Below are 26,520 nucleotides of genomic sequence, written 5' to 3'. Positions count from 1 at the left end.
ATATCCCCTGAAACATCCGGGCGATCTGGACGGCCTTTCGCCGTCATGATCGTCACGGATCATCGAGACGTTTCCGATACCCGCCACCCGCAATCAGCACGTGGCGAATATCCCGGTGCAAATCACTCCGCGGCGATGCCCATCCGGCTGCGTTCCATTTCCTCGAGCGCACGGCGGTATTCGACCGGCATGACCTTGCGGAACTTCGGACGGTAGTCGGCCCAGTGATCGAGGATCTGCTTGGCGCGGGCCGAGCCCGTATAGTGCAGATGGTTGGAGATCAGCTGGTAGAGGCGCTCCTCGTCATGGCGGGTCATGTCGCCAGAGACATCGACGCGTCCCTTGTGCATGAGATCGCCGCCGTGATGATGCAGCTTCTCCAGCATGTCGTCCTCCTCCGGCACCGGCTCGAGTTCGACCATCGCCATGTTGCAGCGGCTGGCAAAATCGCCGGCTTCATCGAGCACATAGGCGACGCCGCCCGACATGCCCGCCGCGAAGTTGCGGCCGGTGGCGCCGAGCACGACGACGACACCGCCGGTCATATATTCGCAGCCATGGTCGCCGACACCTTCGACGATGGCGATCGCGCCGGAATTGCGGACGGCGAAACGTTCGCCCGCCACGCCGCGGAAGTAGCATTCGCCCTCGGTGGCGCCGTAAAGCACGGTGTTGCCGACGATGATCGAGTTCTCGGCCACAATCCTGGAGTTTTCCGGCGGCCGGATAATGATCTTGCCGCCCGAAAGTCCCTTGCCGACATAGTCGTTGCCGTCGCCGATCAGGTTGAAGGTGACGCCGCGCGCCAGGAAGGCGCCGAAGCTCTGGCCCGCCGTGCCGCGAAGCGTCACGTTGATCGTGTCTTCTTTCAGCCCGCGATGGCGGTAACGCTTGGCAACCTCGCCGGACAGCATCGCGCCGGCCGAGCGGTCGACGTTCTTGATGTCGACCTCAAAGGCGACGGGCGTCTTGTCGGTCAGCGCCGGCTGCGCCTGCTCGATCAACACGCGGTCGAGAATGTCATCGATCGGGTGCTGCTGCCGGCTCGTCCAGAAAGTCTCTTCCTTGGCGGCATCGACCTTGTGGAAGATGCGGCTGAAGTCGAGCCCCTTGGCCTTCCAATGCGCCAGCATCTCGTCCTTCTCCAGGAGCTCCGAAGCGCCGATGATCTCGTCAAGCCGGGCAAATCCGAGCGAGGCGAGGATTTCGCGCACTTCGTTGGCAACGAAGAAGAAGTAGTTGATGACGTGCTCCGGCGTGCCCTTGAAGCGCTTGCGCAGCACCGGATCCTGCGTCGCCACACCGACCGGACAGGTGTTGAGATGGCACTTGCGCATCATGATGCAGCCGGCTGCGATCAGCGGCGCGGTGGCGAAGCCGAACTCGTCGGCGCCGAGCAGCGCCCCGATGATGACGTCGCGGCCGGTCTTCAGACCGCCGTCCACCTGCAGCGCGACGCGCGAACGCAGCCCGTTCAGCACCAGCGTCTGCTGGGTTTCGGCAAGGCCGATTTCCCAAGGGCTGCCGGCATGTTTGAGCGAGGTCAGCGGCGACGCACCCGTGCCGCCGTCGAAGCCGGCGATCGTGATATGGTCGGCGCGCGCCTTGGCGACGCCGGCGGCGACCGTACCGACGCCGACTTCCGAGACGAGCTTGACCGAGACATCAGAGGTCGGGTTGACGTTCTTCAAATCGTAGATCAGCTGCGCCAGATCCTCGATCGAATAGATGTCGTGGTGCGGCGGCGGCGAAATCAGGCCGACACCCGGGGTCGAGTGACGGGTCTTGGCGACCGTCGCATCGACCTTGTGACCGGGCAGCTGGCCGCCTTCGCCGGGCTTGGCGCCCTGCGCCACCTTGATCTGCAGCACATCGGCGTTGACGAGATATTCGGTCGTGACGCCGAAGCGGCCCGACGCGATCTGCTTGATCGCCGAACGCTCAGGATTGCTCGACCCATCGGAGAGCGGCATGTAGCGGTCGGATTCCTCGCCGCCCTCGCCGGTGTTCGACTTGCCGCCGATCCGATTCATGGCGATCGCCAGCGTCGTATGCGCCTCGCGGGAAATCGAGCCGAAGGACATCGCTCCGGTCGAGAACCGCTTGACGATATCGGCCGCCGGTTCGACCTCGTCGATCGATACCGGCTTGCGGCCGAGCGCCTCGGCGCTCTTGATGTTGAACAGCCCGCGGATCGTGTTCATGCGCAGCGCCGAATTGTTCACCATCTCGGCGAATTCGCGGTAGCGGTCCTCAGCATTGCCGCGCACGGCATGTTGAAGGGCGGCGACCGCATCCGGCGTCCAGGCATGGCTTTCGCCGCGCATGCGGTAGGCGTATTCGCCGCCGATATCGAGAGTCGTCGCAAGCAGCGGATCCTTGCCGAAGGCGGCGTTGTGGCGGGCGACGGTCTCTTCGGCGATCGCTTCGAGGCCGATACCTTCAATCATCGTTGCGGTTCCGAAGAAATACTTGTCGACCAGTTCCGACGACAGGCCGATCGCATCGAAGATCTGCGCGCCGCAATAGGACTGGTAGGTCGAGATGCCCATCTTCGACATTACCTTGAGGATGCCTTTTCCGACCGCCTTGATGTAGCGGTAGACGATTTCGGAGGCATCGACTTCCTTGGGGAACTCGCCCTTGGCATGCATGTCGAGCAGCGTGTCGAAGGCGAGATAAGGATTGATCGCCTCGGCGCCGTAGCCGGCGAGCAGGCAGAAATGATGCACTTCGCGGGGCTCGCCGGTCTCGACGACGAGACCGACAGAGGTGCGAAGCCCCTTGCGGATCAGGTGATGGTGCACGGCAGCCGTCGCCAGCAGCGCCGGAATGGCGATCCGATCCGGGCCGATCTGACGGTCGGAGAGCACAATGATGTTGTAGCCGCCCTTGACGGCCGCTTCCGCGCGCTCGCATAGCCGGTCGAGCATGTCGGGCATGCCGGCGGCGCCGCGCTCAATGTCATAGGTGAAATCGAGCGTCTTGGTGTCGAACCGGTCTTCCGTATGACCGATCGAGCGGATCTTTTCGAGATCGCCATTGGTCAGGATCGGCTGACGCACCTCGAGGCGCTTGGCGTTTGCCATGCCTTCATGGTCAAGAATGTTCGGGCGCGGGCCGATGAAGGAGACGAGGCTCATGACGAGCTCTTCGCGGATGGGATCGATCGGCGGGTTCGTTACCTGCGCGAAGTTCTGCTTGAAATAGGTGTAGAGCAGCTTCGGCTTTTCCGACATCGCCGAGATCGGCGTGTCCGTGCCCATCGAGCCGATCGCTTCCTGCCCCGTCGTCGCCATCGGCGACATCAGGATGCGGGTATCCTCGGTCGTGTAGCCGAAGGCCTGCTGACGGTCGAGCAGCGACACGTCACGGCGCAGCGCCCGAGGCTCCACCGGCTTCAGCTCTTCGAGGATCAGCTGGGTGCGGTCGAGCCAGCTGCGATAGGGATGCGCGGTGGCAAGCTGCGACTTCACCTCGTCGTCGGAGATGATCCGGCCTTCTTCCATGTCGATCAGCAGCATCTTGCCCGGCTGCAGGCGCCACTTCTGAATGATCTTATCCTCCGGAACCGGCAGAACGCCGGCTTCGGACGCCATGATGACGCGGTCGTCGTCAGTGACGAGATAACGCGCCGGCCGCAGGCCGTTGCGGTCGAGCGTCGCGCCGATCTGCTTGCCGTCGGTGAAGGCAACGGCAGCCGGCCCGTCCCAGGGTTCCATCAGCGCGGCATGATATTCGTAGAAGGCCTTGCGTTCGGCCGCCATCGACTGGTTGCCGGCCCAGGCTTCCGGGATCAGCATCATCACGGCATGCGCCAGCGAATAACCGCCGCGCACCAGGAATTCGAGCGCGTTGTCGAAGCAGGCCGTGTCCGACTGTCCCTCGTAGGAAATCGGCCAGAGCTTGGAAATATCTTCGCCGAACAGCGGCGAGGAAACCGATGCCTGCCGCGCCGCCATCCAGTTGACGTTGCCGCGCAGCGTGTTGATCTCGCCGTTATGGGCGACCATGCGATAGGGGTGCGCAAGCTTCCATGACGGGAAGGTGTTGGTCGAGAAGCGCTGGTGCACCAGGGCGACCGCGCTTTCGAAACGCGGGTCCGACAGGTCCTTGTAATAGGCGCCGACCTGATAGGCCAGGAACATGCCCTTGTAGACCACCGTCGCCGACGACAGCGACACCGGATAGAAATTGCTCTCCTCGCCGTCGAACTCGTCATAGATGCGGTTGGAGATCACCTTGCGCAGCGTGAACAGCCGGCGCTCGAACTCGTCGTTGTTCTCCGCATCCTCGCCGGCACCGATGAAGACCTGCACGTGATGCGGTTCGGTGGCGGCAATCGCCGGCGCCTTTGAGAGAGAGGAATTGTCAACCGGCACGTCGCGAAACCCGATCAGGACCTGACCTTCCTCTTCAATGACGTCTTTGATCACCTTCTTGAAGTGCTCGATCTGCTTTTCATCGCGCGGCATGAAGATGTGGCCGACGCCATATTCGCCGGCCGGCGGCAGGGTGATCCCCTGCCCGGCCATCTCCTCACGGAAGAAGAGGTCGGGAATCTGCACCAGAATGCCGGCGCCGTCGCCCATTAGAGGATCGGCGCCGACAGCGCCGCGGTGCGTCAGGTTCTCAAGAATGAACAAGCCGTCCTTGACGATCTGGTGCGACTTCTCACCCTTCATATGCGCGACAAAGCCGACGCCGCAGGCATCATGCTCGTTGCGGGGATCGTAGAGGCCCTGCTTCTTCGGCAGGCCGGAGGCGGATTTGGACGTGGCCGTCGCGCGCATCTCAGCAGCGGCAAACCGGTCAAATTCCATGGATGGCGTCTTCGTCATCGTCTTTCCTCCTGTCGAAACCCGCGGGCCGCGGGCGGCTTTTCGTCCCGCACCGCAACCCGAAGATAGGTTCGGCGCATGACAGCGCTGTTGCATTGTGAAGATCGCCGCAGACATCTGCTTCTAGGGAAAGCAAACCGTCGCGTTGCGCGCCTGCCATTCGCCTCCGCACGCCGCCCATCCTAGGGCTTGGCGCTCGGAAGAACTATAGCGTGAAAGCCCGCCTGTTCCAGGGCTTTCGGCGCTTCTTCGGCCGCAAAGGCCAAAATAGGACAGCAACACTGTCCTAATTCATCTGTTCTATGCCAGAAAGCACTTGGCTTCGCAAGAGCGCCGGGTCAAAAATCATGATTTTGCGACGGAAGATTGCCATATCAGTCGTAATCACGAAATAAAATTACGTGAAATGGAAATATTTTATTTATTAATTGCGCGGTTCAATTTTCGTGATGGATTATAGGCAATGGTCTTGATCCCGTGAAGGATTGACGTAATGTCCGCTGCGACCCTCCGAACCTGTTTCACTCCCACGGTCTCCGCTATGTTCTTTGCATCCGACAATTGGGCCGGCGCCCACAGATCCATTGCCGAACGCCTGCTGGCGGAATCGGCTGGTTTTGCCCCTGCCTATGGCGCCGGCGAGCTCGACAAACAAGTCGAGGCCCGCTTCTGCGAGATCTTCGAACGTGAGGTTTCCGTCTTCTTCGTCGCCACCGGCACGGCCGCCAATTCCCTGTCGCTGGCAAGCGTCCAACGCCCCGGCGGCATCACTTTCTGCCATTCCGAGGCCCATGTGATCGAGGATGAATGCGGCGCGCCGGAATTCTTCTCCGGCTCCGCCCGCCTCGTTGCCGTCGACGGCGAAGCCGGCAAGATCGATCCGGCGAAACTCTCCGCAAAAATCGCCAACTTTCCCGAGGACGCCCTCCGTCACGGCCGTGCCAGCGCCGTCACCATCACCCAAGCAACCGAGATCGGCACCGTCTATTCCCTGCCGGAGATCGGCGAGATCGCCGCCATATCACGAAAGCGCAACCTGCCGCTCCACATGGACGGCGCCCGCTTCGCCAATGCGTTGATTGCGCTCGGCGCCACTCCGGCCGACATGACCTGGAAGCGCGGCGTCGACATGCTCTCTTTCGGCGGCACCAAGAACGGCTGCTGGTGCGCCGAGGCGATCGTCTTCTTCGATCCGGAGCGGGCGCGCGAAATGCCCTTTATCCGCAAGCGCGCCGCCCAGCTCTTTTCCAAATCGCGTTTCATCGCCGCCCAGTTCGATGCCTATTTCGAAAACGGGCTCTGGCTCGATCTCGCCCGCCATTCCAACGGCATGGCCGATCGCTTGCGCGCCGGCATCGGCGCCAGCAATGCCGCGCGGCTCGCCTGGCCGACCGCGTCAAACGAAGTCTTTGCCGTCATCAGCAAGCGCGCGGCAAAAACCGCCGAGGAAAAGGGCGCCAAATTTTACGCCTGGCCGGTGCCCGCGGCAACGCCTGAACTGGTCTCCGAAGGCGAAACCCTGATCCGCCTCGTCACCAGCTTTGCGACCACGCAAGCCGATGTGGATGGTTTCCTGAAGTGCCTGGCCGCCTGATCGGCCGAGCCCGCCTGCCGGGCAGGCTCCCGGTACCGACGATGGCTCACGCCGACCTCAGCCCTCTCACCTTTTGCAGAATATCGTCCGAAAGTGCGGCGACCAGCGTCTGATCGGCGCCCTTGCGCGGCACGAGCACGAATTCCACGTCCTCCAGCGCCGGCAGTCCTCCAGCAGCGATCTCTCTCAGCCCCGACGGCGCCATGCTGCGCGGCTGCACCAGCACGCCCATCCCGGCCCGCGCAGCCGCCGTCAGCCCGCTGAGACTGCCGCAAGTGCAGACGATCCGCCACGGCACGCCATTGCGCCCGAGCGCTTCCAGGGCGATCGCCCGTGTCACGCTCGGTGGCGGGAAAGCAATCAGCGGCAGTGGCCCGGCTGCCAGCAGCCGCTCAGGATCGCGCGCCAGCCAGACGAGCGGCTCGCGATAGACGAGCTTCCCGCGTGCGTCACCGAGCCGGCGCTTGGCAAGCACCAGATCGATGTCGCCATTGTCCTGCATCTCGTAGAGGACGCCGGAGAGCGCCACGGTCAGTTCAAGGTCGACGGACGGGTGCGACCGAACGAAATCTTCCAGCGCCGCCGGCAACTGGCTGGTGACGAAATCCTCCGAGACGCCGAGACGCAGGCTGCCGCGCAGGCTGTTGCTCTTAAACAGCGACTGCACCTGCCCCTCGATCGAAAGCATGGCGCGCGCATGCGTCAGCAGCGCTTCGCCATCGCCGGTCAGCATGACCTTGTGCGTGTCGCGCGCCAGAAGCTTGCGACCGAGCGTCGCCTCCAGCCGCTTAATATGCTGACTGACCGTCGATTGCCCGAGACCCAGCCTTTCTGCGGCGAGCGTGAAACTGCCCATCTGTTCGACAGCGACGAAACTGCGCAATTGCGAAAGGTCCAGCATGACATCCAGTTTCTTGATAACTGTTATTTCTTGCATCCTGGATCATAATCGAGGACAGAACAATAACCAATCTTGTTTGCCGCGAGACCGCCATGCGCCGCTTTCTGCCCGATAACTTCACCAGCCTGCTTGTCTGCGCCGTCATCCTTGCCTCGCTGTTTCCGGCAAGCGGCACCTTCGCGGATTATTTCGGCATCGCCACCGATCTCGCCATCGCCGCCCTGTTCTTCCTGCACGGCGCCCGCCTCTCGCGCGATGTCGTCATCGCGGGCCTCCTGCATTGGCGCCTGCATCTCGTCATCCTGCTGACGACCTTCGGCATCTTCCCGCTGCTTGGCCTGGCGCTCGGCTTCATACCGGACGCGATCCTGCCGCAGCCGCTCTATCTCGGCATCCTCTTCCTCTGCGTGCTGCCGTCGACGGTGCAGTCATCCATCGCCTTCACCTCGATGGCCGGTGGCAACGTGCCTGCCGCCATCTGCTCGGCCTCCGCCTCGAATATTTTCGGCATGTTTCTGACGCCGCTGCTCGTTGGCCTGCTCTTTTCCGTCGGCGGCCATGGCGGCTTCTCCCTCGACGCGCTTCAGCAGATCCTGCTGCAACTGCTTGCCCCCTTCATCGCCGGCCAGATCCTGCAGCCCTGGATCGGCGACTGGATTCGCGCCAGGAGGCAGATTCTGATGCCCGTTGACCGCGGCTCGATCCTGATGGTCGTCTATCTCGCCTTCTCGACGGCAGTCGTCGAAGGACTCTGGCATACCTTCTCGATCGCCGATATCGGCGTCGTCATCGTCGCCGACACCTTCCTTCTGGGGATAGTGCTGTTGCTGACGATGTTCGGCAGCCGCCGGCTCGGCTTCGGCAAGGCCGACGAGATCACCATCACCTTCTGCGGTTCCAAGAAAAGTCTCGCAAGCGGCGTGCCGATGGCAAACGTCATTTTTGCCGGCCAGTCGATCGGCGCGATCGTGCTTCCGCTGATGCTCTTCCACCAGATCCAGCTGATGGTCTGCTCCGTCATCGCCCAGAAATACGCCGCCGCCGCGGCCCGCCGCGCAACCGAACAGCAGATCAAGGATGCCGCCAGCCCCGCCTGAACAGCAGTAGAGCGAGCGCAATAAAAAACGGCGCCCCAAGCGGAGCGCCGTCCATTTATCCGCACGGGATAATGATCAGCCGTTGACGACCTGCGCCTCGATGGCCTTCGGAGCCTCGACCGGCTCTGCGGCAATCGCGATCTTGCGGGGCTTCATGGCCTCAGGAATATTGCGCAGAAGGTCGATGTGCAGCAGGCCGTTCTTCAGCGAAGCGGCGGTCACCTCGACATGGTCGGCGAGCTGGAAGCGGCGCTCGAAGGCGCGCTTGGCAATGCCGCGATAGAGGAATTCACCGCCTTCGGCGGTTTCCTCGTTCTTTTCACCCTTCACGGACAGCACATGGGCATGGGCCTCGATCGAAAGTTCGGTCTCGTCGAAACCGGCGACCGCCATGGTGATGCGATAGGTGTTTTCACCGGTGCGCTCGATATTATAGGGTGGATAGGTCTGCGCCTGCTCCGGCTGAGCAAGGCTGTCGAGCATGGTAAACAGGCGGTCGAAACCGACCGTCGAACGATAAAGGGGAGAGAAGTCTACGTGACGCATGATGTCCTCCTGTGGAAGCGACGTGTTGCGATAAAATGTCCCTGAAACCCCATGTTTGGCGGCCCCGGGACGGTTGCGCGGGCCCTTCTTGGCACCCGCAGCAAGGAGATGGTGATGGGATTTGCGGAGTTCAAGACCTTTTCGGAATCGCCTTGAACGGCCCGTGAACCCCGCATGAACGGCCGGTTCGGAACGCATTCAGACGCAAGCGCCTAGAGATAGCAGCGTCGGGTAAATCTGGTCCCGGCGGCTGAAGTGCATCGTCCCTTCTTCTTCAGCCTCAACCTAGGCCGGCTGCGGGCACCCTCATGCTCCTGCCGGCCCTTTTCTCCCGCCGCTTTGCGGCGCCGCCGCTTTCCAAGCCGGGAGCCATGCGCTATCCCTGATAACGAAGCACGCAGCAGCGGCGCATTGGCAAAGTCATGGATCAGGTTCTCTATTCGACGCCCGACAATCCCGCCCCGGAAAACCGCACGGAAGGTTATTTTGAAACCCATGACGGCCACCGGCTGCGTTACGCCGTCTTTCGCTCCGGCGCCCAGGTCGCCAGGGGCACGGTGGTCATTCTCCATGGCCGCAACGAGTATATCGAAAAGTACTTCGAGACCATCCGCGACCTCACGGCGAAAGGCCTCTGGGTCGCGACCTTTGATCTGCGCGGCCAGGGCGGGTCGCCGCGGCTGATGAAACGCCGCAATCACGGTCACATCCGCCGCTTTGTCGATTATGAGCACGATCTCGACACCTTCCTCGAAAAGGTGGTGCTGCCGGACACGCGCCTGCCTTTCTACCTGCTCGCCCATTCCACCGGTGGGCTGATCGCGCTGTCAGCCGCCCCTTATCTGACCACTCGCATCGACCGCATGGTGCTGTCCGCTCCCTTCATCGGCCTGACCGGCCAGACGGCCTCACCCCGCGTCATCCGTGCCCTTGCAGGCACGCTGACCGCTCTCGGCCTTGGTTTCCTGCCGTTGACCTCGAAATTGAAGGAGCCGGACTTCAGCCACAACCCGCTGACCTCGGACGAACAGCGCTTCGACCGCAATGTCGCGATGATGAAGGCTCATCCGGAGCTGACGCTCGGTCCGCCGACAGCCCGTTGGCTCACCGAGGCGTTCAGGACCATCGATCGGGTCACCTCACCCAACCATCTTTTTTCGATCACCATACCGACCATCGTCATCGCCCCGACGCGTGACGGCGTCGTGCCCTATACGGCTCAGGAGCGGCTTTCGCGCTATTTCCGCGCCGGTCAGCTGGTGCCGATCAATGGCGCCCGCCACGAAATCTTCCAGGAACGGGATATCTACCGCGCCGCCGCACTCGCCGCCTTCCATGCCTTCATTCCTGGCAGCGATGCCGAGGAAAGCCAGAATGTCGCAGCCCTCGGCACGTGAGCCCGGATCAGCAGGCTGAACGCGGGATCAGCCGAGCTGACCGGGGGATCAGGGGAGCTGACGGGGATCAGCGCTGCAGCACGGCGATCGCCTGCTCGTAGACCGCCCGGCTGCCGGCGGCGATGATCGAGCCGCCATTTTCCGGCCGGCTGCCGTCCCAGGTGGTGATGATCCCGCCCGCCCCCTCGATCACGGGAATGATGCCGCCGACATCATACGGCTTCAGGCCGTTCTCGATGACGAGATCGATATGGCCGGCAGCCAGCAGCGCATAGGCATAGCAGTCGCAGCCGTAACGGAAGAGCCGCACCTGGCTCTCGATCTCCCGGTATTTCTCCATCTCCTCGCCGCCGAAGAGGTGCGGCGATGTGGTGAACAGAATGGCGTTCGAGAGCCGGTCGCACTGGCGCGTCACCAGCCGCCGCTCGCCCTCCGGCCCGGTATAGATCGAACCGTTTTCGTCGGCGAAATAACGCTCGCCGGTAAAGGGTTGTTCGATCATGCCCATGATCGCCCGACCCTCTTTCTGCAGGCCGATCAGCGTGCCCCACACCGGCACGCCCGCTATGAAGGCGCGGGTTCCGTCGATCGGATCGATCACCCAGACATAGTCACGATCGAGCCCGACATTGCCGTGCTCTTCGCCGAGAATGCCGTGATCGGGGAAACTCTCCTCGATCAGCGCCCGGATGGCGAACTCGGCAGCCCGGTCGCCTTCCGTCACCGGATCGAACCCCGAGGAAAGCTTGTTGGCGACATCGAGGCCGGAGCGGAAGCGCGGCAGCGTCTCGGCGCGGGCGGCCTCCGCCAGACGATTGAAGAACGAACGGTCAGGAAGCATGGTGGCACCATTTGGCTGGCGGGATCGGGGTTTCATAGCGAAACGTGACGGGAATGCAAACGCCGCGGGCAATATCCGACGAACTGCCCAAAGATGTCGCAGCGCAATATATTGCTTGACATTTGTGCAATGCAATAGTAGCGTCGTCGGTACAGTCTTCTGACTGTAAATACCCTCCTTGGGTGTTTCCTCCCTAGACTTAGCCGCGCTGACAAGCGCGGTTCTTTTTTGGCCTTGCGAAAGACGACGGCCACACGAAGATCGCCAAACTGATAAAGAAGCCTATTCGGCGGCTAGCGCCCGGTCGCCGGCGAACTTATCGACGTAATCCGCCATCTGCTGCATGAAGGCCGTCACAGCCTCGGCCACCGCGGCAAAATCCTCGCGCTTCTCTAGCGTCACTTCGTCGACATAGATCGCCCGGTTCACCTCGATCTGCAATGCATGCAGGCCGCGCGAGGGGCGGCCGTAATGTTCGGTGATGAACCCGCCGGCATAGGGCTTGTTGCGGATCGCCGCGAACCCCATTTCCTCGAGGATGGCGATGGCGGCGCGCGAAAGTTCGGCCGAAGCGCTGGTGCCGTAGCGATCGCCGATGATAAAATCGGGCCGTCCGGTGCAGCCGGCGACGCGCACATTCCCGGGCATCGAGTGGCAATCGATCAGCACGCCGAAGCCGAACTGCACATGGGTACGGGCGATCAGCCGGCGCAGCGCCGCATGGTAAGGCTTATAGACCGCTTCGACCCGATCCAGCCCCTCCTGCACCGGCAAGCGCCGCGCATAGATCTCCATGTTCTCGGCGACGATGCGCGGAATGGTGCCGAGCCCGCCGGCGACCCTCAGCGAGTTGACATTGGCATAGGGCGGCAGCAGCCCGTCGAACATCCTGGGATCGAGCTCGTAGGGCTCGCGGTTGACGTCGAGATAGGCGCGCGGAAAGTTGGCGGCGAGAAGCGGTGCGCCGAGGGTGACGGCCGAACCGAAGAGCTCATCGACATAGTGATCCTCGGAACGGCGGATGGCGATGCCTTCGAGCCTCGACTGGGCGATGAATTCCGGTGGATAAATGCGGCCGCTATGGGGGGAGTTGTAGACGAAGGGAATGGTCTGCGACACGGGCTCATGGACTTCAAAAAGCTCGTATTCGCGGATTTCCGGCACTTTCTGCCCTCTTTACCATGTCATGAACTGACTGCTTCGGCCATGTTGCCAGTTGCCCGGCCCCAAGTCCATACTATGTAGAAGGGATGGCAATCACGCACAGGCAATTCACCGGTTGTTTACCGGGCAAAGACTAGTGTAAACGGCTGGCACCCACCCAAAACCTATTGATCAGCGGTCTGGATTGATGACTCAGAAGATACTTCTCGCCGAAGACGACAACGACATGCGCCGCTTCTTGGTGAAAGCGCTGGAAAAGGCCGGTTACAAGGTCCTTTCTTATGATAACGGCGCCAGCGCCTATGACCGGCTGCGCGAGGAGCCGTTTTCCCTGTTGCTGACCGATATCGTCATGCCCGAGATGGACGGCATCGAACTGGCGCGCCGCGCCACCGAACTCGATCCCGACCTGAAGGTTATGTTCATCACCGGTTTTGCCGCCGTGGCGCTGAACCCTGATTCGAAGGCGCCGAAGGATGCCAAGGTCCTTTCCAAGCCCTTCCACCTGCGCGACCTCGTCGACGAGGTCAACAAAATGCTTGCCGCATAAGGCTTGCCGGGCGGCGCGTCACAAAACTGAAAAAAGCCTATTGACGGCTCCGAATGTTTTGTGATCTATGCGCCGCCATCGGATGGGCGTGTAGCTCAGCGGGAGAGCACTACGTTGACATCGTAGGGGTCACAGGTTCAATCCCTGTCACGCCCACCATCCAGATTGCTTGACCTAGAAGGCCTTTCGAGAAGTCGAGAGGCCTTTTTACATCGCGGCTTGCGGGTGTGATACACCTGCTCCAGTAGGAGTTTCAGACTTGGCCCAGGTCATCAAACGACGCAAAACTCTTGTGGTTTCCAACGACAAGATTTCCCTGGCAAAAGGTGTCAGCCTTCCTGAGGGACGCTACCCCGTCACTGCCGAGTACGTCGTCTCCCATATGCGCGGCAGGCCGGTCGAGCAGGCCGGCCGTATCATGCTTCACCTGACGCGTCAGAACCTCCTGGACTACGGTGTCGATCTGACCGGCAGCGCGATGTTGGGCAGTGACATCGATGTGAGCGGCAATGTTGCCCGCAAGGAAGCCATCCTGGAATGAATTCTTGGGCGGGGTGTTCGCGACCGCGTTAAGGAAGCAATTCAGGCCGAGAACGCCGCCAGATCACGTCGCAGAACCATGCGAATACCTGACTTCCAGCGTACGACCGGTTCGCCGGCACAGTCAGAGGTAGGAGATTATTCGCACCGGCAGCCGCCCCCCTCGTTTCCGCCGCCCTCGCCTTGCCGGCCTTAGCCGCGCCTGCCTCCGCCCATCGCAGTTACCTACGAGCCATCCCCGGAGTCGCGCAGATCACAGCGACGGCTCGACAGCATGTGAGGACATGCTCACGCGCTCGCCACTTGCATTAGCGTTTTCAAGTTTCAACCCCTCGTTAGTCAAGCATCAAGAGCCGCCGAGTTTGTGACGAACAGATGACGAGTTTGTGACAAAACGCGTGTTATTTCAGCAACATAGCTATGCCCGCCTGTTGTCATGATCGATATCCTTATTGCGGCGCAATATCCCCCATGTAACTACCGCGGCGAGGCAGGCAACTGGTTAAAAGGATGCCGCTTCGCTCACACGGGGTGAAGATCCCATCCTCTCGCATCTGAACTGGAGGTTATTCCATGAACATCAAGAGCCTTCTTCTCGGCTCCGCTGCTGCTCTCGCAGCAGTATCCGGCGCTCAGGCGGCTGACGCTATCGTTGCTGCCGAACCGGAACCGGTTGAGTACGTCCGCGTCTGCGACGCTTACGGCACCGGGTATTTCTACATTCCGGGCACCGAAACCTGCCTCAAGATCAACGGTTATGTCCGTTTCCAGGTTGACGTTGCTCCGAACGCCAGCTCGATCGGCGCCAGCGGCGGCGGTTCCGTTGCCAACGACTCGGACTGGGATGCCCGTACGCGCGGCCAGGTTCAGTTCACGGCCAAGAGCGACACCGAATACGGTCCGCTGACCGGTGTCATCGTCATGCAGTTCAATGCTGACAACGCTTCGGCCCAGAAGGCCCAGCTCGATTCCGCTTACATCGACATCGCCGGCTTCCGCGCTGGTCTGTTCTACAGCTGGTGGGACGATGGCCTCTCGGGCGAAACCGACGATATCGGTTCTCCGGTCACCCTGCATAACTCCATCCGTTATCAGTACGAAACCGACGCCTTCTACGCTGGCATCAGCGTCGATGAGCTGGAAGACGGCCCGTTCTACAACGGCGAAACGCCCAACAACGTCGGCGTTGCCGTTGGTCTCGGCGGCAAGGCTGGTATCTTCAGCTACCAGATCACGGCTGGTTACGACACCGACAACGAAGAAGGTGCCGTCCGCGCCATGGGTACCGTTGCTGTCGGTCCGGGCACGTTCGGCCTCGCAGTCGTCTACGCCTCCAACCCGAACGCCTACTACAACAAGGCTGAATGGGCGATCGCTGCCGAATACGCCATCAAGGCGACTGACAAGCTGAAGATCACCCCGGCTGTTCAGTACTACGACAACTACGGCGTCACCGCTGGCGAGTTCAACGACGACGTCAGCGCCTGGAAGGCCGGCGTAACGATCGACTACCAGATCGTTGACAACCTCTCCACGAAGATCTCGGTCCAGTACCTCGATCCGGACAATGCTGACGACGTCACCTCGGGCTTCTTCCGCCTGCAGCGCGCGTTCTGATAAAACATGGCTGCCGGCTAGAACAGGATGATTTTAGGTCCGTTCGGGCTAAAATCTGAATCCTGTTCTAAATTAAGAGTTAGAGGATGATGTCGTCCGAAAACTGCCTACAATTTCGGCATCATGCTCTAGCCGGCAGCCGCAAATTCCTGATCTGACTGACCTCCGATCGGGAAAGAATGGGTCTGGACTTCCCTGCCTGGACCCATTCCCCTGATCAGACAGTGCATTCAAGACGGCAGGCGCTCGACGAGTGCCTTGCCACCGTCAAATCATGCCAGCTTGTCGATACCTGACAAGGACGCCGTTGCCCTGCTTTCCGGCCGGCAAGCTCAGCGGGCTTTTCACCCATTTGCCGTCAACGGCTGACCAGGCGCAGCCGGCGGGAATCTTATGCCGTGGGGATAGCGGAACCAAATTCGGACACAGAACAATGCCATGGCGAATCGAGGATGGGGCGGTGATTCGCCTTGCCAGCACATGGGGTTTGAAATCGAAATGAACTTATCTGCGCTTGCCGCCGCCGCATTTTTGTCCGCCGCCCTTGCCTTGCCGGCCACCGCCGCACCGGCCTCTCCTGCCGAAACCTTTCCCGGCGCGGCCGGCGTCATTACCCTGTCCGGCAAATGCGCCAAGCTCGTCGTTGCCAAGTTCGACGCCACCAAGGGCTGCAAGAACGAGCTTGCCAGCGTCACACTGGCCAACGGCTCGGTGACGTTCATCTTCACGTCGGATGGCAAGGCGCTCGGCTTCCAGGGCGATGGCGCCGGGATCAAGCCCGCGTCCAATGGCAATGCCCGCCTGCCCCTCAGCCTCGTCACGACAGGCGTCGGCAACAAGATGACCGGTCAGGTCAAGGTCGCCGGCTTCTGCACCTTCGGCAATCCCTATGCCGGCAAGCCGATCGCGATCGAATGCACGGCCGAAAGCAAGGATTCCTCGTTCACCGGCAGCTTCCGCACCGGCGGCAAACTGGTGAAAAAGGGCAAGTAGCTTCCGTCAGGCGGCGCACCAGGCGCCGCCGGCAGCCCCTGGCTTGTGCGCCAGCCCCTCATTGATCAGTTGCACGCCGAAAGAGCGCCCGTCACGCGAGACCACGCGCGGCGCGCCTGCAGGGTCGGTCTTTCCAGCCGCATTCATGGTGAAGGGTCCGGCGTTCAGCAGCGACAGCAGACGCAACTTGGCGGCAAAGGCCACCCGGCGTTCGTCATCGCAGCGCGCCCGGTCGGCCACCGGGCTCTCCATGTCGGCAATGACGATCTTTTCGCCCTTGTACCAGAAGACGCCGCCGTCGCCGACGCAATTGATGTGGGCGCCCTGCCCGCAATAGCCAAAGGCGCCCGTACCGGTTTGCGGGGTCGCGGGAGAAGAAGCAGACGGCGTCGCCTTTACCGGCTGAGCCGTCGGCGTGGGAATGGCCGCCGGTGGCAATGGTTGCGCGGGCGGCGCCACTTTCGGCGCCTGCGCGGCAAGCGCCACCTGCTTCGGTGGCGCATCCCTCCTGATTGCGGGCTTCGTCTCCGCGCTCTCCCGCATCGCCACAGCCGGCTGTTTGCTCAGCATTGGCTTGATACTCTTCCAATTGTCATAGACGGCGATGCCTGCGAATGCGGCAACGGCGATCACCATCCACGGCAGCAGTCCGCCACCGCCGCTGCGCGCCTTGCTCTTTCCTCTCGCCGGCGCCTTGCGGCGGCCGCGTGTCGCTGTCTTGGCCATCTGTCCGAATCCCGTGAGGCCGGGATTATCGCCGCCCAATCCTTTCCGAAAGGTTGGCGCGACAGAAGGATAATGTATCCTCCACCGATCCTTCCCTCCGGCGGCCAGGCTCGATCATGAAAGTGGGCGCAGAAGTCGAAACGCGTGGCCGGCAAAAGCCGAACAAATCCCGCGCTCCGACGTTAGCCAGCGAAGAATCCGATATCCCAGAAGGAATTTCCATGGATCTTATTATCGCCGATATGATACCGGCATCGCGCATCCACTATCCCGTCATCTTCGCCCGCCTGCTCGGCGCCATCGTCTTTGGCGGGCTCATCGGTTTCGAACGTGAGGCGCGCGATCGCCCCGCCGGCTTCCGGACGCATATTCTGATCAGCCTTGCCGCTGCCCTCTTCGCCATAATTTCCATCGAGGCCGTGCATATGCCGGGCTTCGCCGATGGCCAGCAGGTCCGCATCGATCCGCTGCGCGTCATCGAAGCCGTGACCGCAGGCGTCGCCTTCCTGGCCGCGGGCATGATCGTCTTTGCCAGGGGTCGCATCCATGGACTGACGACGGGCGCGGGCATGTGGCTCTCCGGCGCGATCGGCCTCGCCATGGGCTTCGGCTATTGGCCGGTTGCCTTCTTCACGACGCTTGCGGCAATTTGCGTTCTCTTCGCCTTCGGCAAGCTCGAGCAGTGGCTAGGCTATAATTCCGGCCAACGTGTCGACGGGGATGAGAGGCGTTAGACAAGCAAAACGCCCGGCTTCATGCCGGGCGCTCATGCTGAGATAATTGTCTGCTGCCTATTCGGATCGTGCGGCCGAAGCATCGCCTTTCCCAGCCGATGCCGGGTGATTGCCGGATGTGCCGAACGGTCGCTGGCGCTTGCCGACATCGATGCGTTCGTCGGCCGCTTCACGAACGGCCTTCCATTCATTTTCGTGCCGGATGAAGATGTCGCGGGGCACAAAGTTCACAGTCATATGCTTCTTATCCTCTTTCGATTTGCCGGAGTGCCAAAGGGCAGCTTCATTTTTTGCTTTTGATGTCGGGGCCGCCCTTGGAGAGGTCGGCACCGGTGACATGGGCCGGCACATGAATGTCGTGGATGACGCCGGGCGTCAGGGTCAGGTCGACATGATGCGGCGGCAGCACCTGCGCTTTCTGCATGCGGTTCGGCCTTGCGCGCTTCATGCGGTCGGACGTTTCCGTGCGTTTGTCAGGAACATGGGTCGAGGTGTGCATCATCGGCCTCCTTCAAGCTCAACCGAAGTCTAACGGGCGGGGGGCCGGATGGTTCCCTAAAAAATGCCGATTTCTGTGTCGCGATTGGGCTTGACTGGTCTGGAAAGTTCATTACCTAGGGCATATCCCACAGCCTCCCAGACATCGGCTGCGGGGAACATTGGTGCCGGGCCCCTCTGGCGAGAGTTTTTACGGCGCTCTCGTGATGTCGGTACCGCCTGCAGCTCAGCCGGCGGATTTTTCATCGATGAAAAAGCTCACCATGCCTTATCCGCATGCCTATTGTGGCGTGCTTCGTTTTTCCCCCTTCACCCTTCCCAGCAAGGTTTGCGGCCGCGAGGTGCGGCCATGAATCAGATCGGGACCGATAAATCCTCGCTCAGCTATTTTCGCTGGGCGTTCATCGTCACTGCCCTAGGTCTCGTTCTCGGCGCCGTGCTCGGATGGCAGACAACAGGCACGATCGGCGGCATGGCGACCGTCTTCTTCATCTGTGCCGTGCTTGCGGTGCTGGAGATTTCACTCTCCTTCGACAATGCCATCGTCAATGCCAACAAGCTGAAGGAGATGACGCCGGTCTGGCAGCACCGATTCCTTACCTGGGGCATCATCATTGCCGTCTTCGGCATGCGCATCGTCTTTCCGCTGGCGATCGTCGCCATCGCGGCGCGGATCGGCCCCTGGGACGCGCTGGTGCTGGCTGCCCGCGAACCCGCTGAATATGCCCGCATCATGAACGATGCGCATCTGCCGATCGCAGCCTTCGGCGGCACCTTCCTGATGATGGTCGGCCTCAGCTATTTCTTCGACCACGAGAAGAAGATCCATTGGCTTCGCGGTCTGGAAAAGGTGATGGCGCGCTCGGCCACCATCAGGGGCATCGAGATCGCCTTCGTGCTGGCGCTGATGCTTGTGTTCTCCTGGCTGATCGGAGGCGAGGAAGCCAGCGTCTTCGTCCATTGCGCCATCTACGGCCTGCTCACCTTCCTGGCGGTCGAGGTCGTCGGCGAGTTGCTTGATGCCTCGCAGCAGACGATGAGCGCTGCCGCCAAGGGCGGCCTCGGCGCCTTCATCTATCTGGAGGTGCTGGATGCCAGCTTCTCCTTCGACGGTGTCATCGGCGCCTTCGCCTTGACGCAGAACCTCTTCGTCATCGCCATCGGCCTCGGCATCGGCGCCATGTATGTGCGCTCGATGACGATCATGCTGGTGGAGAAGGGAACGCTTGCCGAATACCGCTATCTCGAGCATGGCGCCTTCTATGCCATCCTGATCCTCGCGGTGATCATGTATGCGCAGACCCTGGTGCACATCCCCGAGGTGATCACCGGGCTTGGCGGCGCGGCCCTGATCGGCCTGTCGCTCTGGTCATCCATCCGCCACAACAGGCGCGAGCGGGTGGAAGACCACGCCCGGCAGGAAGAGCTTCACGCCTGACGCCAACAAGCCGCAGCGCTTGGCGTTGCGGCTCCCTTGGCCAAAAATGATAAAGCCCGCAACCATCCGGCTGCGGGCTGTTTCATTCATGCATTGAAAATCTTAGCGGGTGACCTGATCGAAGGAGGCCGGATCGATGCCGAGTTCACTGAGGTCGCGGGCGCGCGGCCGGCGGCCGGCTTCGACAGCGGCGCTGACCGCGTTTGCGGCGCCGAGCACGGCAAATGCACGGCCAAGGAAACCGGTGCGGATTGAACTGCGGATAGCGGACATTGTGTTTTGCTCTCGTTCTATGATTGACCACCTGCAAATGGGGCCGCCCGTCCTGCAGGACAATGCACGTAAACTCATCTCAGCCATGCAAGAAAGAAGAGGCCGGCGCATGTCTCCATGGCCGGCCTTGAGGCAGGGGTAGGTTCGTCTTTTCAGTCTTCGTTTGCCGCCAGCTGTGCAAGCACCTGTCCCCGGCCACGCAGCCGCAGGATCAGCGGAATGAGGAAGGCGGCTGCCGCGACAACGAGCAGGCCGGCTGCGATCGGTGACATGACCAGCGTCGTGACGTCGCCCTGGCTGATCGCCAGTGCCCGGCGCAGCTGCTGTTCAGCAAGCGGCCCGAGGATCAGGCCGACGACCGTCGGCGCAATCGGATAGCCGAAGAGCCGCATAACGTAACCGAGCAGGCCGAAAGCCAGCAGCATGCCGAGTTCGAATACCGACGGATTGGCGCCGATCGTCCCGAGCGTCGCAAACAGCAGGATGCCCGCATAGAGCCACGGCTTCGGAATGGTCAGCAGCCGCACCCAGAGTCCGATCATCGGCAGGTTCAAGACCAGGAGCATCGCATTGGCGATGAGCAGGCTGGCGATCAGACCCCAGACAAGCTGTGGGTTGGTGGCAAACAGCAGCGGCCCGGGCTGCAGCCCGTATTGCTGGAAGCCGGCCAGCATGATCGCCGCCGTTGCCGTCGTCGGCAGGCCGAGCGTCAGCAGCGGCACCAGCGTCCCGGCCGCAGACGCGTTGTTCGCTGCCTCCGGACCGGCCACGCCCTCGATCGCGCCATGGCCGAACTCTTCGGGGTTCTTTGCCAGCCGCTTTTCCGTCGCATAGGAGAGGAAGGTGCCGATTTCCGCGCCGCCCGCCGGCATGGCGCCGATCGGAAAGCCGATCAGCGTGCCGCGCAGCCAGGCCTTCCACGAACGCGCCCAGTCCTGCGCGTTCATCCAGAGCGAGCCTTTGACGGCTTCGACCTTATCTTCGATCCGGTTGCCCTGCGCGGCGATATAAAGCGTCTCGCCGATCGCGAACATCGCCACAGCGAGCGTCGTTACCTCGATACCGTCGAGCAGGTCGGGTATGCCGAAGGAAAGTCGGGCCTGCCCCGTCTGCTGGTCGATGCCGACCATGGCAAGGGCAAAGCCGATGAACAGCGAGGTCAAGCCCCGCAGCGCCGAATCGCCGAAAGCCGAGGACACGGTGACGAAGGCGAGCACCATCAGCGCGAAATATTCACGCGGTCCAAACACCAGCGCCAGCTTGACGATATAGGGGGCGATGAAGGCGAGCCCGAGTGTCGCTAGCAGGCCGGCGACGAAAGAACCGATCGCCGCCGTCGCCAGCGCCGGCCCGCCACGTCCTGCCCGCGCCATCTTGTTACCTTCGAGCGCTGTGACGATCGAGGCGCTTTCGCCTGGCGTGTTCAAGAGGATCGAGGTCGTCGAACCGCCATACATGCCGCCATAATAGATGCCGGCGAACATGATCAGCGAGCCACCGGGGTCGAGCTTATAGGTGGCGGGCAACAGCAGCGCCACGGTGAGTGCAGGTCCGATGCCGGGCAGCACGCCGACGGCAGTGCCGAGCGTCACGCCGACCAGCGCATAAACCAGGTTCATCGGCTGCATCGCAACCAGGATCCCCTGCCATAGGAATTCGAATGTGCTCATCTTGATATCCCAAGCGCGTTCCCGGCCGTGCGTTACCCGATCCGGCGCTGCGCAAAATCAAAAGTGCCGACAGCGCGCGCGCCGTCAGAAGAACAGGCGTTCGAGCGGGCCGGCCGGCAGCGTCAGCTGCAGCAGCTGCGAGAAGATCGCCCAGACGACGAAGCTGAAGACGATGCCGAACGGCAGCGAGATCCAGAGCTTGCGCTTGCCGAAGCCGCGTGCCGTCAATGCAAACAGCAGACCTGTGGCGATCGAGAAGCCGGCAACGCGCAGAAGCAGCATCTGTCCGACGAGACCGGCAACAATCCAGATGACCGGCGCAACTTCCTGCCGATCGCGTTCCGGAAACTCGCCGCGCCAAGCTTCGGCGACGGTCCAGATCCCAAGACAGAAGAGGCCGAAGGCCACCACTTCGGGCATCGTTGCCGGGCCGATGCGGTCGTACTGCGCGATTGTTTTCAGATGCGATGCATCCCAGAACATCACGCCGGCGACAACAAAGAGGAAAGCGGCAATGATGCACGCCGCCCAATCAGGGCGGCGTGTGGTTGCCGAGGAGATGTTATCCCCGCTCATTGAACAAGTCCGATCTCTTTGAGGATGCCTTCGGTGGCGGCGACATCCTTTTCGAGCTGCGCCTTGAAGGCGTCGCCGGACAGATAGGTGTCGGCCCAGCCCTTGGTCTTCAGAGTTTCCTGCCAGGTTGCGGAGCTGTGCAGTTTCTCGAAATCGGCGGTGATGGCCGCGACCTGCTCTGCCGACAGGCCGGGGGCAGCGGCGACCATGCGCCAGTTCTGGATGCTGACATCGGTGCCGGCTTCCTTCAGCGTCGGAGCATCAACGCCGTCGATTCGCTTGTCGCTGGATACCGCGAGAAGACGCAGCGTGCCCGCTTTCACCTGCGATTCGAACTCGCTGTAGCTCGAGACACCGGCGGTGACCTGACTGCCGAGAATGGCGGCAAGTGCTTCGCCGCCGCCGGAAAAGGCGACATAGTTGATCTTGGTCGGGTCGACCCCGGCGGCCTTGGCGATCAGGCCGACGGTAATGTGATCGGTGCCGCCGGCCGAGCCGCCGCCCCAGGAAACAGCGCCCGGATCCTTCTTCAGCGCGGCGACCAGATCGGCCATCGTCTTGATATCGGACGAGGCGGGAACCACGACCGCCTCATATTCGCCAGTCAGGCGAGCGATCGGCGTGACGTTCTTGAGCGTTACCGGCGACTTGTTGGTCAGGATGGCGCCGACCATGACATAGCCGCCGACGATCAGCGCGTTCGGGTTGCCGGCAGCCTGGCTGCTGAATTGCGCCAGCCCGATGGTGCCGCCGGCGCCGGGGACGTTCTGGACCTGGACGTTACCGGAAATCTTCTCCTGCTGCAGCGCTGTCTGCAGCGAACGGGCGGTCTGGTCCCAGCCGCCACCGGGCGCGGCCGGCGCGATGATGGTGTAGTCGGCCGCATAGGCCGGCAGCGCGATCGCCGCTGCGATAATGGTTGCAATGAACGTATGCTTCACGATGTGTCCTCCGTCGGCGGCTGAGCGCACCGCCTGTTATTCTCCAGGGAATCGGGAGGGTAGCCGGCCGGCGGACACAGTTGTCCTGAATGACGAGCGGAAGACCTCCCAAAGCTTCAGTTCTCCGCCTCCACGGAGAAGAAGTAGCCAAAGCCACCACAACAAGCTGTCATCTAGCTGACATTGGCCAGATATCCAGGAGGAAAGGACACTTTTTTGCCGTAATTGCCGACGTCGTCTTCGCTGAGAGCTTTCACTGAGCCCGCAGAACCTCGTTCCAGTGCGCGATCAACCGCGCTCGCTTCACCTGGTCGAGATAGACCATCAGCCCGGGGCTGACAGGCACCGGCCGAAGCTGGGCGCCGAGTAGCTCCTGCAGCGTATTGGCCGTGTTCTCGCCGGCCACCTCGGGACTGACCGCGGGGATCTGCAGCTCGCGCGCCATGATCGTCTGGCCCTCCTTCGACATGAAAAAGGTAAGGTAGCGACGCCCGAGCTCCGGCTCGGCAGCCGCCTGCGGCACCAGCCCGATCCGCGACATCACCACCGTATAGTCCTTCGGCAGCACGATCCCGACATCAGGGTGCCGCGACGCCCAATCGGCGGCGTAGGAGCCGAGAATATTGTAGCCGAGCACGAAGCGCCCGTCGGCGACGCGTTCGAGGATCGCCGAGCTCGTCGAGTAAAGTTTGACGCCGGCCGAGCCCATCGCGCCGATCACCGACCAGATGTCGCCGAACTGCTCCTGGTCGCGCGCCATGAACAGAAAGCCGACACCGGAGCGCTCGATATCGTAGGTGCTGATCCGGCCATAGACCGCATTGCCCTTGCGCTTCAGATAGTCGATGAATTCCGCCCGCGAGCTTGGCACCGGCTCATGCGCGAAGCTCGGCTTGTGATAGACGAATACGGCCGGCTCGAAGGTCAGCGCATAAGCGGTGTTGCGCCAGTTCGCCCATTTCGGCCACGCGGCGCTCATCGGCAGGTTGCTGACCTGCGCATAGCCGTCATTCGAAAGCTTCACCTGCAGATCCATCGCCGAGGAGAAAGCAAAATCTGCCGTCTTCTTGCCGGCATCCGTCTCCCCGACGATCCGGTCGTAGATTTCGCCGGTCAGCATATCCTCATATCTGACCGCGACATCGGGATTGGCCTCCTGAAAACCCCGAATCATCGGCTGCGCCAGCGGCTCGTCGAGCGAGGAATAAACCGTCAGCACCGGCGCGTCGGCCTTGCCCGATTTCGCCGGAAAAAAGACCTGATCGGCCAGGGCAAAACCCGGCCAGAATGCCAGCAGCAAGATGAAAATTCTCCTCATGCGGCAACAATGCCCGAGCATAGCGGGAGGAGCAAGGGCGCGCCGGAGCGAGGCCCTCCGCAAGGCCGGCTCAACTAGATCACGGGTCGTTTTCGGTGCCGACCGGCAAGCGTTGACCAAGCGGTATGTTTCGTTTCCACCGACGAGAGCCCTTCTTTCACCACAAAGGATTAGCAATCAAGGCCGCCCTTCACCCTTTTAGAGTATTGATGAAGACCGGCGACGATATATGGTCGCGCTACCGCGTCAAAATGTCGACGCCACCCGAAATTGTTTTTCGGGGGACGACTCTGCGCGACAAAAACTCTAAAAATAGCTAGGTTATCCCGGGAAGATCCATGGGAGGGGTCATGGAACGACGACTGAGCGCTATTCTCGCTGCGGATGTCGTCGGCTACAGCCGACTGATGGGCATCGATGAGTCAGGCACGCTGCAGGCGCTGAACCGCCATCGCTGCGAGCTGGTCGATGTCAGGATTTCGGATTACAAGGGCCGCATCGTCAAGCTCACCGGCGACGGCATCCTGGCCGAATTCCAGAGCGTGGTGAATGCGGTTGCCTGCGCCGCCGAAATCCAGCGCAGCATGTCGGCCCGCAACGAGAACGTCCCGAAGGATGAGCGCGTCGAATTCCGTATCGGCATCAATCTCGGCGACGTCGTGGTCGAAAACGGCGACATCTTCGGCGACGGCGTCAATCTTGCCGCAAGACTCGAGCGTATCGCCGCCCCCGGCGGCATCGCCGTGTCGGCTTCGGTCCGCGATCAGGTGGGCTCGCGCCTCAATCTCGGCTTCGAATTTATCGGCGAGCACATGCTGAAGAACATCCGCCAGCCGGTGCAGGTCTATACTGTCACCCTCGCGCCACCCTCTTCCGCCAAGCTCATCGCGCAGAATCGCAATACCTGCTTCATCGCGGTGTTGCCTTTCACCAATATGAGCGGCGACGCCGACCAGGATTATTTCTCCGACGGCATCACCGAAGACATCATCACCGATCTTTCCAAGATCTCCAGCCTGCACGTCGTGCCGCGCAATACGATCTTTACCTACAAGGGCATCTCGGTGAAGTTGAAGCGGCTCGCTCAGGAACTCGGCGTGCGCTATGTGCTCGAAGGCAGTGTGCGCATCTTCGACAAGCGTGTGCGCATCTCCGGCCAGCTGATCGACACCGCCAATGGCGATCATCTCTGGGCCGAGCGCTACGACCGGGACCTTACCGACATCTTCGCCATCCAGGACGAGATTACTCATGCGATCGTTGGCCAGCTGAAAGTGCGGCTGCTGCCGGAGGAGAAGAAGGCGATCGCCAACGAGCCGACCGCCAATGTCGAGGCCTATACCTATTATCTCCGGGGCCGCCAGCTTTCCCACACCTGGACGAAATCCTACCTGCAGCTTGCCAGGCGCATGTTCTGCAAAGCAGTCGAGCTTGATCCGGACTATGCCCGCGCCTATGCCGGCATCGCCGATTGCGACGCCGCGATCCGCGACTGGGCGCCCGACGATGTGCCGCTGACACGCATCCTCGAGATGAGCGCCCGCGCGCTCGCGCTCGATCCCGATCTTCCGGAGGCCCATGCCTCGCACGGCCTGGCGCTGCATCAGAGCGGCTATGATGATCGGGCGGCGGCGGCTTTCGAGCGTGCCCTGACGCTCGACCCGAACCTCTTCGAGGCGAATTTCCATTATGCCAGGTTCTTCTTCATGCACGGCAATTTTGCAGAATCCGTGCAATACTTCACCCGCGCCGCCGAAATCCGCCCTGACGACTACGTCTCGCCGATCCATCTGATGGCCGCCTACCATTCGCTCGGCCGTGGGGTGGACAGGGAAAACTGGGCGCGCCTTGGCTTGCTGCGCGCCGAACGTGCGCTCAATCTCAATCCGGAAAATTCCGGTCCCGCCCATCGCGGTGCCCTGGCGCTTGCCCATCTCGGCGATGCGGCGCGCGCACGCGATTGGGCGGCGCGGGCGATCGCCATCGATCCCGACGATATCGTCGCCCAGTATAATCTCGCCTGCGTCTATTCCGTCCTCGGTGATGTCGACCAGGCGATCGAGCTTCTGGAGAAGCTGCTGCCGCACAGCTCCGTCTACCATATCAAATGGTTCAACAATGATTCCGACCTCGACAATATCCGCGGCGACCCGCGCTTCCAACAGCTGCTCGCCGCCGCGATGACGCAGCGCGAGGAGATGGAGCGAACGGGCAGCTGAGATCGATCTTTATGCCCCCGTTCGCCAATCTTCAAAATCGCTGTGA

At 61.8% G+C, this 26,520-nt stretch carries 23 protein-coding genes and 1 tRNA gene; 11 read left to right on the top strand and 13 right to left on the bottom strand.

Features of this window, described 5'->3' with window-relative positions; genetic code table 11:
- Positions 1-122: 122 nt before the first annotated feature.
- Positions 123-4,841 carry a glutamate synthase large subunit gene (gene gltB / locus GGI60_RS19685; protein WP_183934848.1) on the bottom strand — a complete coding sequence of 1,573 codons (4,719 nt, stop codon included), beginning with the start codon at positions 4,839-4,841 and terminating at the stop codon, positions 123-125.
- Between the two features lie 541 nt (positions 4,842-5,382).
- Here gltB and GGI60_RS19680 point away from each other — a divergent pair.
- Positions 5,383-6,435, top strand: coding sequence for a threonine aldolase family protein (locus GGI60_RS19680; RefSeq protein ID WP_183918222.1), 1,053 nt, complete (start codon positions 5,383-5,385; stop codon positions 6,433-6,435).
- Between the two features lie 46 nt (positions 6,436-6,481).
- Here GGI60_RS19680 and GGI60_RS19675 read toward each other — a convergent pair whose 3' ends face one another.
- Complete coding sequence (locus GGI60_RS19675) at positions 6,482-7,336, bottom strand: LysR substrate-binding domain-containing protein (RefSeq protein ID WP_183917959.1); 855 nt, start codon at positions 7,334-7,336, stop codon at positions 6,482-6,484.
- A 92-nt stretch (positions 7,337-7,428) separates the two neighbouring features.
- On the opposite strand from GGI60_RS19675, the gene GGI60_RS19670 reads away from it, so the two are divergent.
- Positions 7,429-8,433: a bile acid:sodium symporter family protein gene (locus tag GGI60_RS19670; protein WP_183917957.1), complete on the top strand. Its 1,005-nt coding sequence runs from the start codon at positions 7,429-7,431 to the stop codon at positions 8,431-8,433.
- A 75-nt stretch (positions 8,434-8,508) separates the two neighbouring features.
- Here the strand turns inward: GGI60_RS19670 and GGI60_RS19665 are convergent, their stop codons facing one another.
- Complete coding sequence (locus tag GGI60_RS19665) at positions 8,509-8,979, bottom strand: Hsp20 family protein (RefSeq protein ID WP_183917955.1); 471 nt, start codon at positions 8,977-8,979, stop codon at positions 8,509-8,511.
- Between the two features lie 422 nt (positions 8,980-9,401).
- Here GGI60_RS19665 and GGI60_RS19660 point away from each other — a divergent pair, with 422 nt between their 5' ends.
- Entirely contained in the window at positions 9,402-10,376 is a 975-nt protein-coding gene (locus GGI60_RS19660; protein ID WP_183917953.1) for an alpha/beta fold hydrolase, read from the top strand.
- A gap of 67 nt (positions 10,377-10,443) precedes the next feature.
- Here GGI60_RS19660 and hisN read toward each other — a convergent pair whose 3' ends face one another.
- Complete coding sequence (gene hisN / locus GGI60_RS19655; RefSeq protein ID WP_183917951.1) at positions 10,444-11,217, bottom strand: histidinol-phosphatase; 774 nt, start codon at positions 11,215-11,217, stop codon at positions 10,444-10,446.
- Between the two features lie 282 nt (positions 11,218-11,499).
- The gene (locus GGI60_RS19650; RefSeq protein WP_183917949.1) at positions 11,500-12,381 is read right to left on the bottom strand and encodes an N-formylglutamate amidohydrolase; all 882 of its coding nucleotides are present in this window, start codon (positions 12,379-12,381) and stop codon (positions 11,500-11,502) included.
- Positions 12,382-12,568: 187 nt separating this feature from the next.
- On the opposite strand from GGI60_RS19650, the gene cpdR1 reads away from it, so the two are divergent.
- The 5 genes from cpdR1 (at position 12,569) to GGI60_RS19625 (ending at position 16,081) form a co-directional block, all read left to right on the top strand.
- A complete protein-coding gene (gene cpdR1 / locus GGI60_RS19645; RefSeq protein ID WP_003542883.1) occupies positions 12,569-12,931 on the top strand; it encodes a response regulator CpdR1 in 363 nt (120 codons plus the stop codon).
- 84 nt (positions 12,932-13,015) lie between these two features.
- Positions 13,016-13,090 (top strand) — tRNA-Val (locus GGI60_RS19640).
- A gap of 100 nt (positions 13,091-13,190) precedes the next feature.
- The gene (locus GGI60_RS19635) at positions 13,191-13,472 is read left to right on the top strand and encodes a hypothetical protein (protein ID WP_210314515.1); all 282 of its coding nucleotides are present in this window, start codon (positions 13,191-13,193) and stop codon (positions 13,470-13,472) included.
- 572 nt (positions 13,473-14,044) lie between these two features.
- Positions 14,045-15,088 carry a porin gene (locus GGI60_RS19630; protein ID WP_183917947.1) on the top strand — a complete coding sequence of 348 codons (1,044 nt, stop codon included), beginning with the start codon at positions 14,045-14,047 and terminating at the stop codon, positions 15,086-15,088.
- Positions 15,089-15,586: 498 nt separating this feature from the next.
- Positions 15,587-16,081: a hypothetical protein gene (locus tag GGI60_RS19625; RefSeq protein ID WP_183917945.1), complete on the top strand. Its 495-nt coding sequence runs from the start codon at positions 15,587-15,589 to the stop codon at positions 16,079-16,081.
- Positions 16,082-16,087: 6 nt separating this feature from the next.
- Here GGI60_RS19625 and GGI60_RS19620 read toward each other — a convergent pair whose 3' ends face one another.
- Positions 16,088-16,807, bottom strand: a complete 720-nt coding sequence (locus tag GGI60_RS19620) for a hypothetical protein (protein ID WP_183917943.1) — start codon at positions 16,805-16,807, stop codon at positions 16,088-16,090.
- Between the two features lie 221 nt (positions 16,808-17,028).
- On the opposite strand from GGI60_RS19620, the gene GGI60_RS19615 reads away from it, so the two are divergent.
- Positions 17,029-17,541 (top strand): MgtC/SapB family protein, encoded by a 513-nt coding sequence (locus tag GGI60_RS19615; RefSeq protein WP_183917941.1) that lies wholly within the window; start codon positions 17,029-17,031, stop codon positions 17,539-17,541.
- Between the two features lie 57 nt (positions 17,542-17,598).
- On the opposite strand, the gene GGI60_RS19610 is transcribed toward GGI60_RS19615, so the two are convergent.
- Positions 17,599-17,778 (bottom strand): hypothetical protein, encoded by a 180-nt coding sequence (locus GGI60_RS19610; protein WP_183917939.1) that lies wholly within the window; start codon positions 17,776-17,778, stop codon positions 17,599-17,601.
- A 46-nt stretch (positions 17,779-17,824) separates the two neighbouring features.
- Positions 17,825-18,043, bottom strand: coding sequence for a hypothetical protein (locus tag GGI60_RS19605; RefSeq protein WP_183917937.1), 219 nt, complete (start codon positions 18,041-18,043; stop codon positions 17,825-17,827).
- Between the two features lie 345 nt (positions 18,044-18,388).
- Here GGI60_RS19605 and GGI60_RS19600 point away from each other — a divergent pair, with 345 nt between their 5' ends.
- Positions 18,389-19,477, top strand: a complete 1,089-nt coding sequence (locus GGI60_RS19600; protein WP_183917935.1) for a DUF475 domain-containing protein — start codon at positions 18,389-18,391, stop codon at positions 19,475-19,477.
- Positions 19,478-19,579: 102 nt separating this feature from the next.
- On the opposite strand, the gene GGI60_RS19595 is transcribed toward GGI60_RS19600, so the two are convergent.
- From GGI60_RS19595 to GGI60_RS19575, 5 genes are all read right to left on the bottom strand, one after another.
- Positions 19,580-19,750 (bottom strand): hypothetical protein, encoded by a 171-nt coding sequence (locus GGI60_RS19595; RefSeq protein WP_183917933.1) that lies wholly within the window; start codon positions 19,748-19,750, stop codon positions 19,580-19,582.
- A gap of 152 nt (positions 19,751-19,902) precedes the next feature.
- Positions 19,903-21,420, bottom strand: coding sequence for a tripartite tricarboxylate transporter permease (locus GGI60_RS19590; protein ID WP_183917931.1), 1,518 nt, complete (start codon positions 21,418-21,420; stop codon positions 19,903-19,905).
- An 84-nt stretch (positions 21,421-21,504) separates the two neighbouring features.
- A complete protein-coding gene (locus tag GGI60_RS19585; RefSeq protein ID WP_183917929.1) occupies positions 21,505-21,996 on the bottom strand; it encodes a tripartite tricarboxylate transporter TctB family protein in 492 nt (163 codons plus the stop codon).
- Positions 21,993-22,937 carry a tripartite tricarboxylate transporter substrate binding protein gene (locus tag GGI60_RS19580; RefSeq protein ID WP_183917927.1) on the bottom strand — a complete coding sequence of 315 codons (945 nt, stop codon included), beginning with the start codon at positions 22,935-22,937 and terminating at the stop codon, positions 21,993-21,995. Before GGI60_RS19580 ends, GGI60_RS19585 begins: the two co-directional genes overlap by 4 nt.
- A 253-nt stretch (positions 22,938-23,190) precedes the next feature.
- Positions 23,191-24,237, bottom strand: coding sequence for an ABC transporter substrate-binding protein (locus GGI60_RS19575; RefSeq protein WP_183917925.1), 1,047 nt, complete (start codon positions 24,235-24,237; stop codon positions 23,191-23,193).
- A 368-nt stretch (positions 24,238-24,605) separates the two neighbouring features.
- Between GGI60_RS19575 and GGI60_RS19570 the strand changes: the two genes are divergently transcribed.
- A complete protein-coding gene (locus tag GGI60_RS19570; protein WP_183917923.1) occupies positions 24,606-26,474 on the top strand; it encodes an adenylate/guanylate cyclase domain-containing protein in 1,869 nt (622 codons plus the stop codon).
- Positions 26,475-26,520 lie beyond the last annotated feature (46 nt).

The organism is Rhizobium lentis (assembly GCF_014200175.1).
In the GTDB taxonomy this organism is placed as follows: domain Bacteria; phylum Pseudomonadota; class Alphaproteobacteria; order Rhizobiales; family Rhizobiaceae; genus Rhizobium; species Rhizobium mulingense.
This window is presented reverse-complemented; position numbering and strand designations above follow the sequence as displayed.

What these genes read in the sequence shown, in the direction of transcription:
- GGI60_RS19620 (WP_183917943.1), bottom strand. Translation starts at nt 16,807, where the DNA reads ATGGCCAAGACAGCGACACGCGGCCGCCGCAAGGCGCCGGCGAGAGGA.
- GGI60_RS19625 (WP_183917945.1), top strand. Translation starts at nt 15,587, where the DNA reads ATGAACTTATCTGCGCTTGCCGCCGCCGCATTTTTGTCCGCCGCCCTT.
- GGI60_RS19585 (WP_183917929.1), bottom strand. Translation starts at nt 21,996, where the DNA reads ATGAGCGGGGATAACATCTCCTCGGCAACCACACGCCGCCCTGATTGG.
- hisN (WP_183917951.1), bottom strand. Translation starts at nt 11,217, where the DNA reads ATGCTTCCTGACCGTTCGTTCTTCAATCGTCTGGCGGAGGCCGCCCGC.
- GGI60_RS19630 (WP_183917947.1), top strand. Translation starts at nt 14,045, where the DNA reads ATGAACATCAAGAGCCTTCTTCTCGGCTCCGCTGCTGCTCTCGCAGCA.
- GGI60_RS19660 (WP_183917953.1), top strand. Translation starts at nt 9,402, where the DNA reads ATGGATCAGGTTCTCTATTCGACGCCCGACAATCCCGCCCCGGAAAAC.
- GGI60_RS19665 (WP_183917955.1), bottom strand. Translation starts at nt 8,979, where the DNA reads ATGCGTCACGTAGACTTCTCTCCCCTTTATCGTTCGACGGTCGGTTTC.
- GGI60_RS19670 (WP_183917957.1), top strand. Translation starts at nt 7,429, where the DNA reads ATGCGCCGCTTTCTGCCCGATAACTTCACCAGCCTGCTTGTCTGCGCC.
- GGI60_RS19605 (WP_183917937.1), bottom strand. Translation starts at nt 18,043, where the DNA reads ATGATGCACACCTCGACCCATGTTCCTGACAAACGCACGGAAACGTCC.
- gltB (WP_183934848.1), bottom strand. Translation starts at nt 4,841, where the DNA reads ATGACGAAGACGCCATCCATGGAATTTGACCGGTTTGCCGCTGCTGAG.
- GGI60_RS19595 (WP_183917933.1), bottom strand. Translation starts at nt 19,750, where the DNA reads ATGTCCGCTATCCGCAGTTCAATCCGCACCGGTTTCCTTGGCCGTGCA.
- GGI60_RS19675 (WP_183917959.1), bottom strand. Translation starts at nt 7,336, where the DNA reads ATGCTGGACCTTTCGCAATTGCGCAGTTTCGTCGCTGTCGAACAGATG.
- GGI60_RS19570 (WP_183917923.1), top strand. Translation starts at nt 24,606, where the DNA reads ATGGAACGACGACTGAGCGCTATTCTCGCTGCGGATGTCGTCGGCTAC.
- GGI60_RS19615 (WP_183917941.1), top strand. Translation starts at nt 17,029, where the DNA reads ATGGATCTTATTATCGCCGATATGATACCGGCATCGCGCATCCACTAT.
- GGI60_RS19610 (WP_183917939.1), bottom strand. Translation starts at nt 17,778, where the DNA reads ATGACTGTGAACTTTGTGCCCCGCGACATCTTCATCCGGCACGAAAAT.
- GGI60_RS19590 (WP_183917931.1), bottom strand. Translation starts at nt 21,420, where the DNA reads ATGAGCACATTCGAATTCCTATGGCAGGGGATCCTGGTTGCGATGCAG.
- GGI60_RS19680 (WP_183918222.1), top strand. Translation starts at nt 5,383, where the DNA reads ATGTTCTTTGCATCCGACAATTGGGCCGGCGCCCACAGATCCATTGCC.
- cpdR1 (WP_003542883.1), top strand. Translation starts at nt 12,569, where the DNA reads ATGACTCAGAAGATACTTCTCGCCGAAGACGACAACGACATGCGCCGC.
- GGI60_RS19600 (WP_183917935.1), top strand. Translation starts at nt 18,389, where the DNA reads ATGAATCAGATCGGGACCGATAAATCCTCGCTCAGCTATTTTCGCTGG.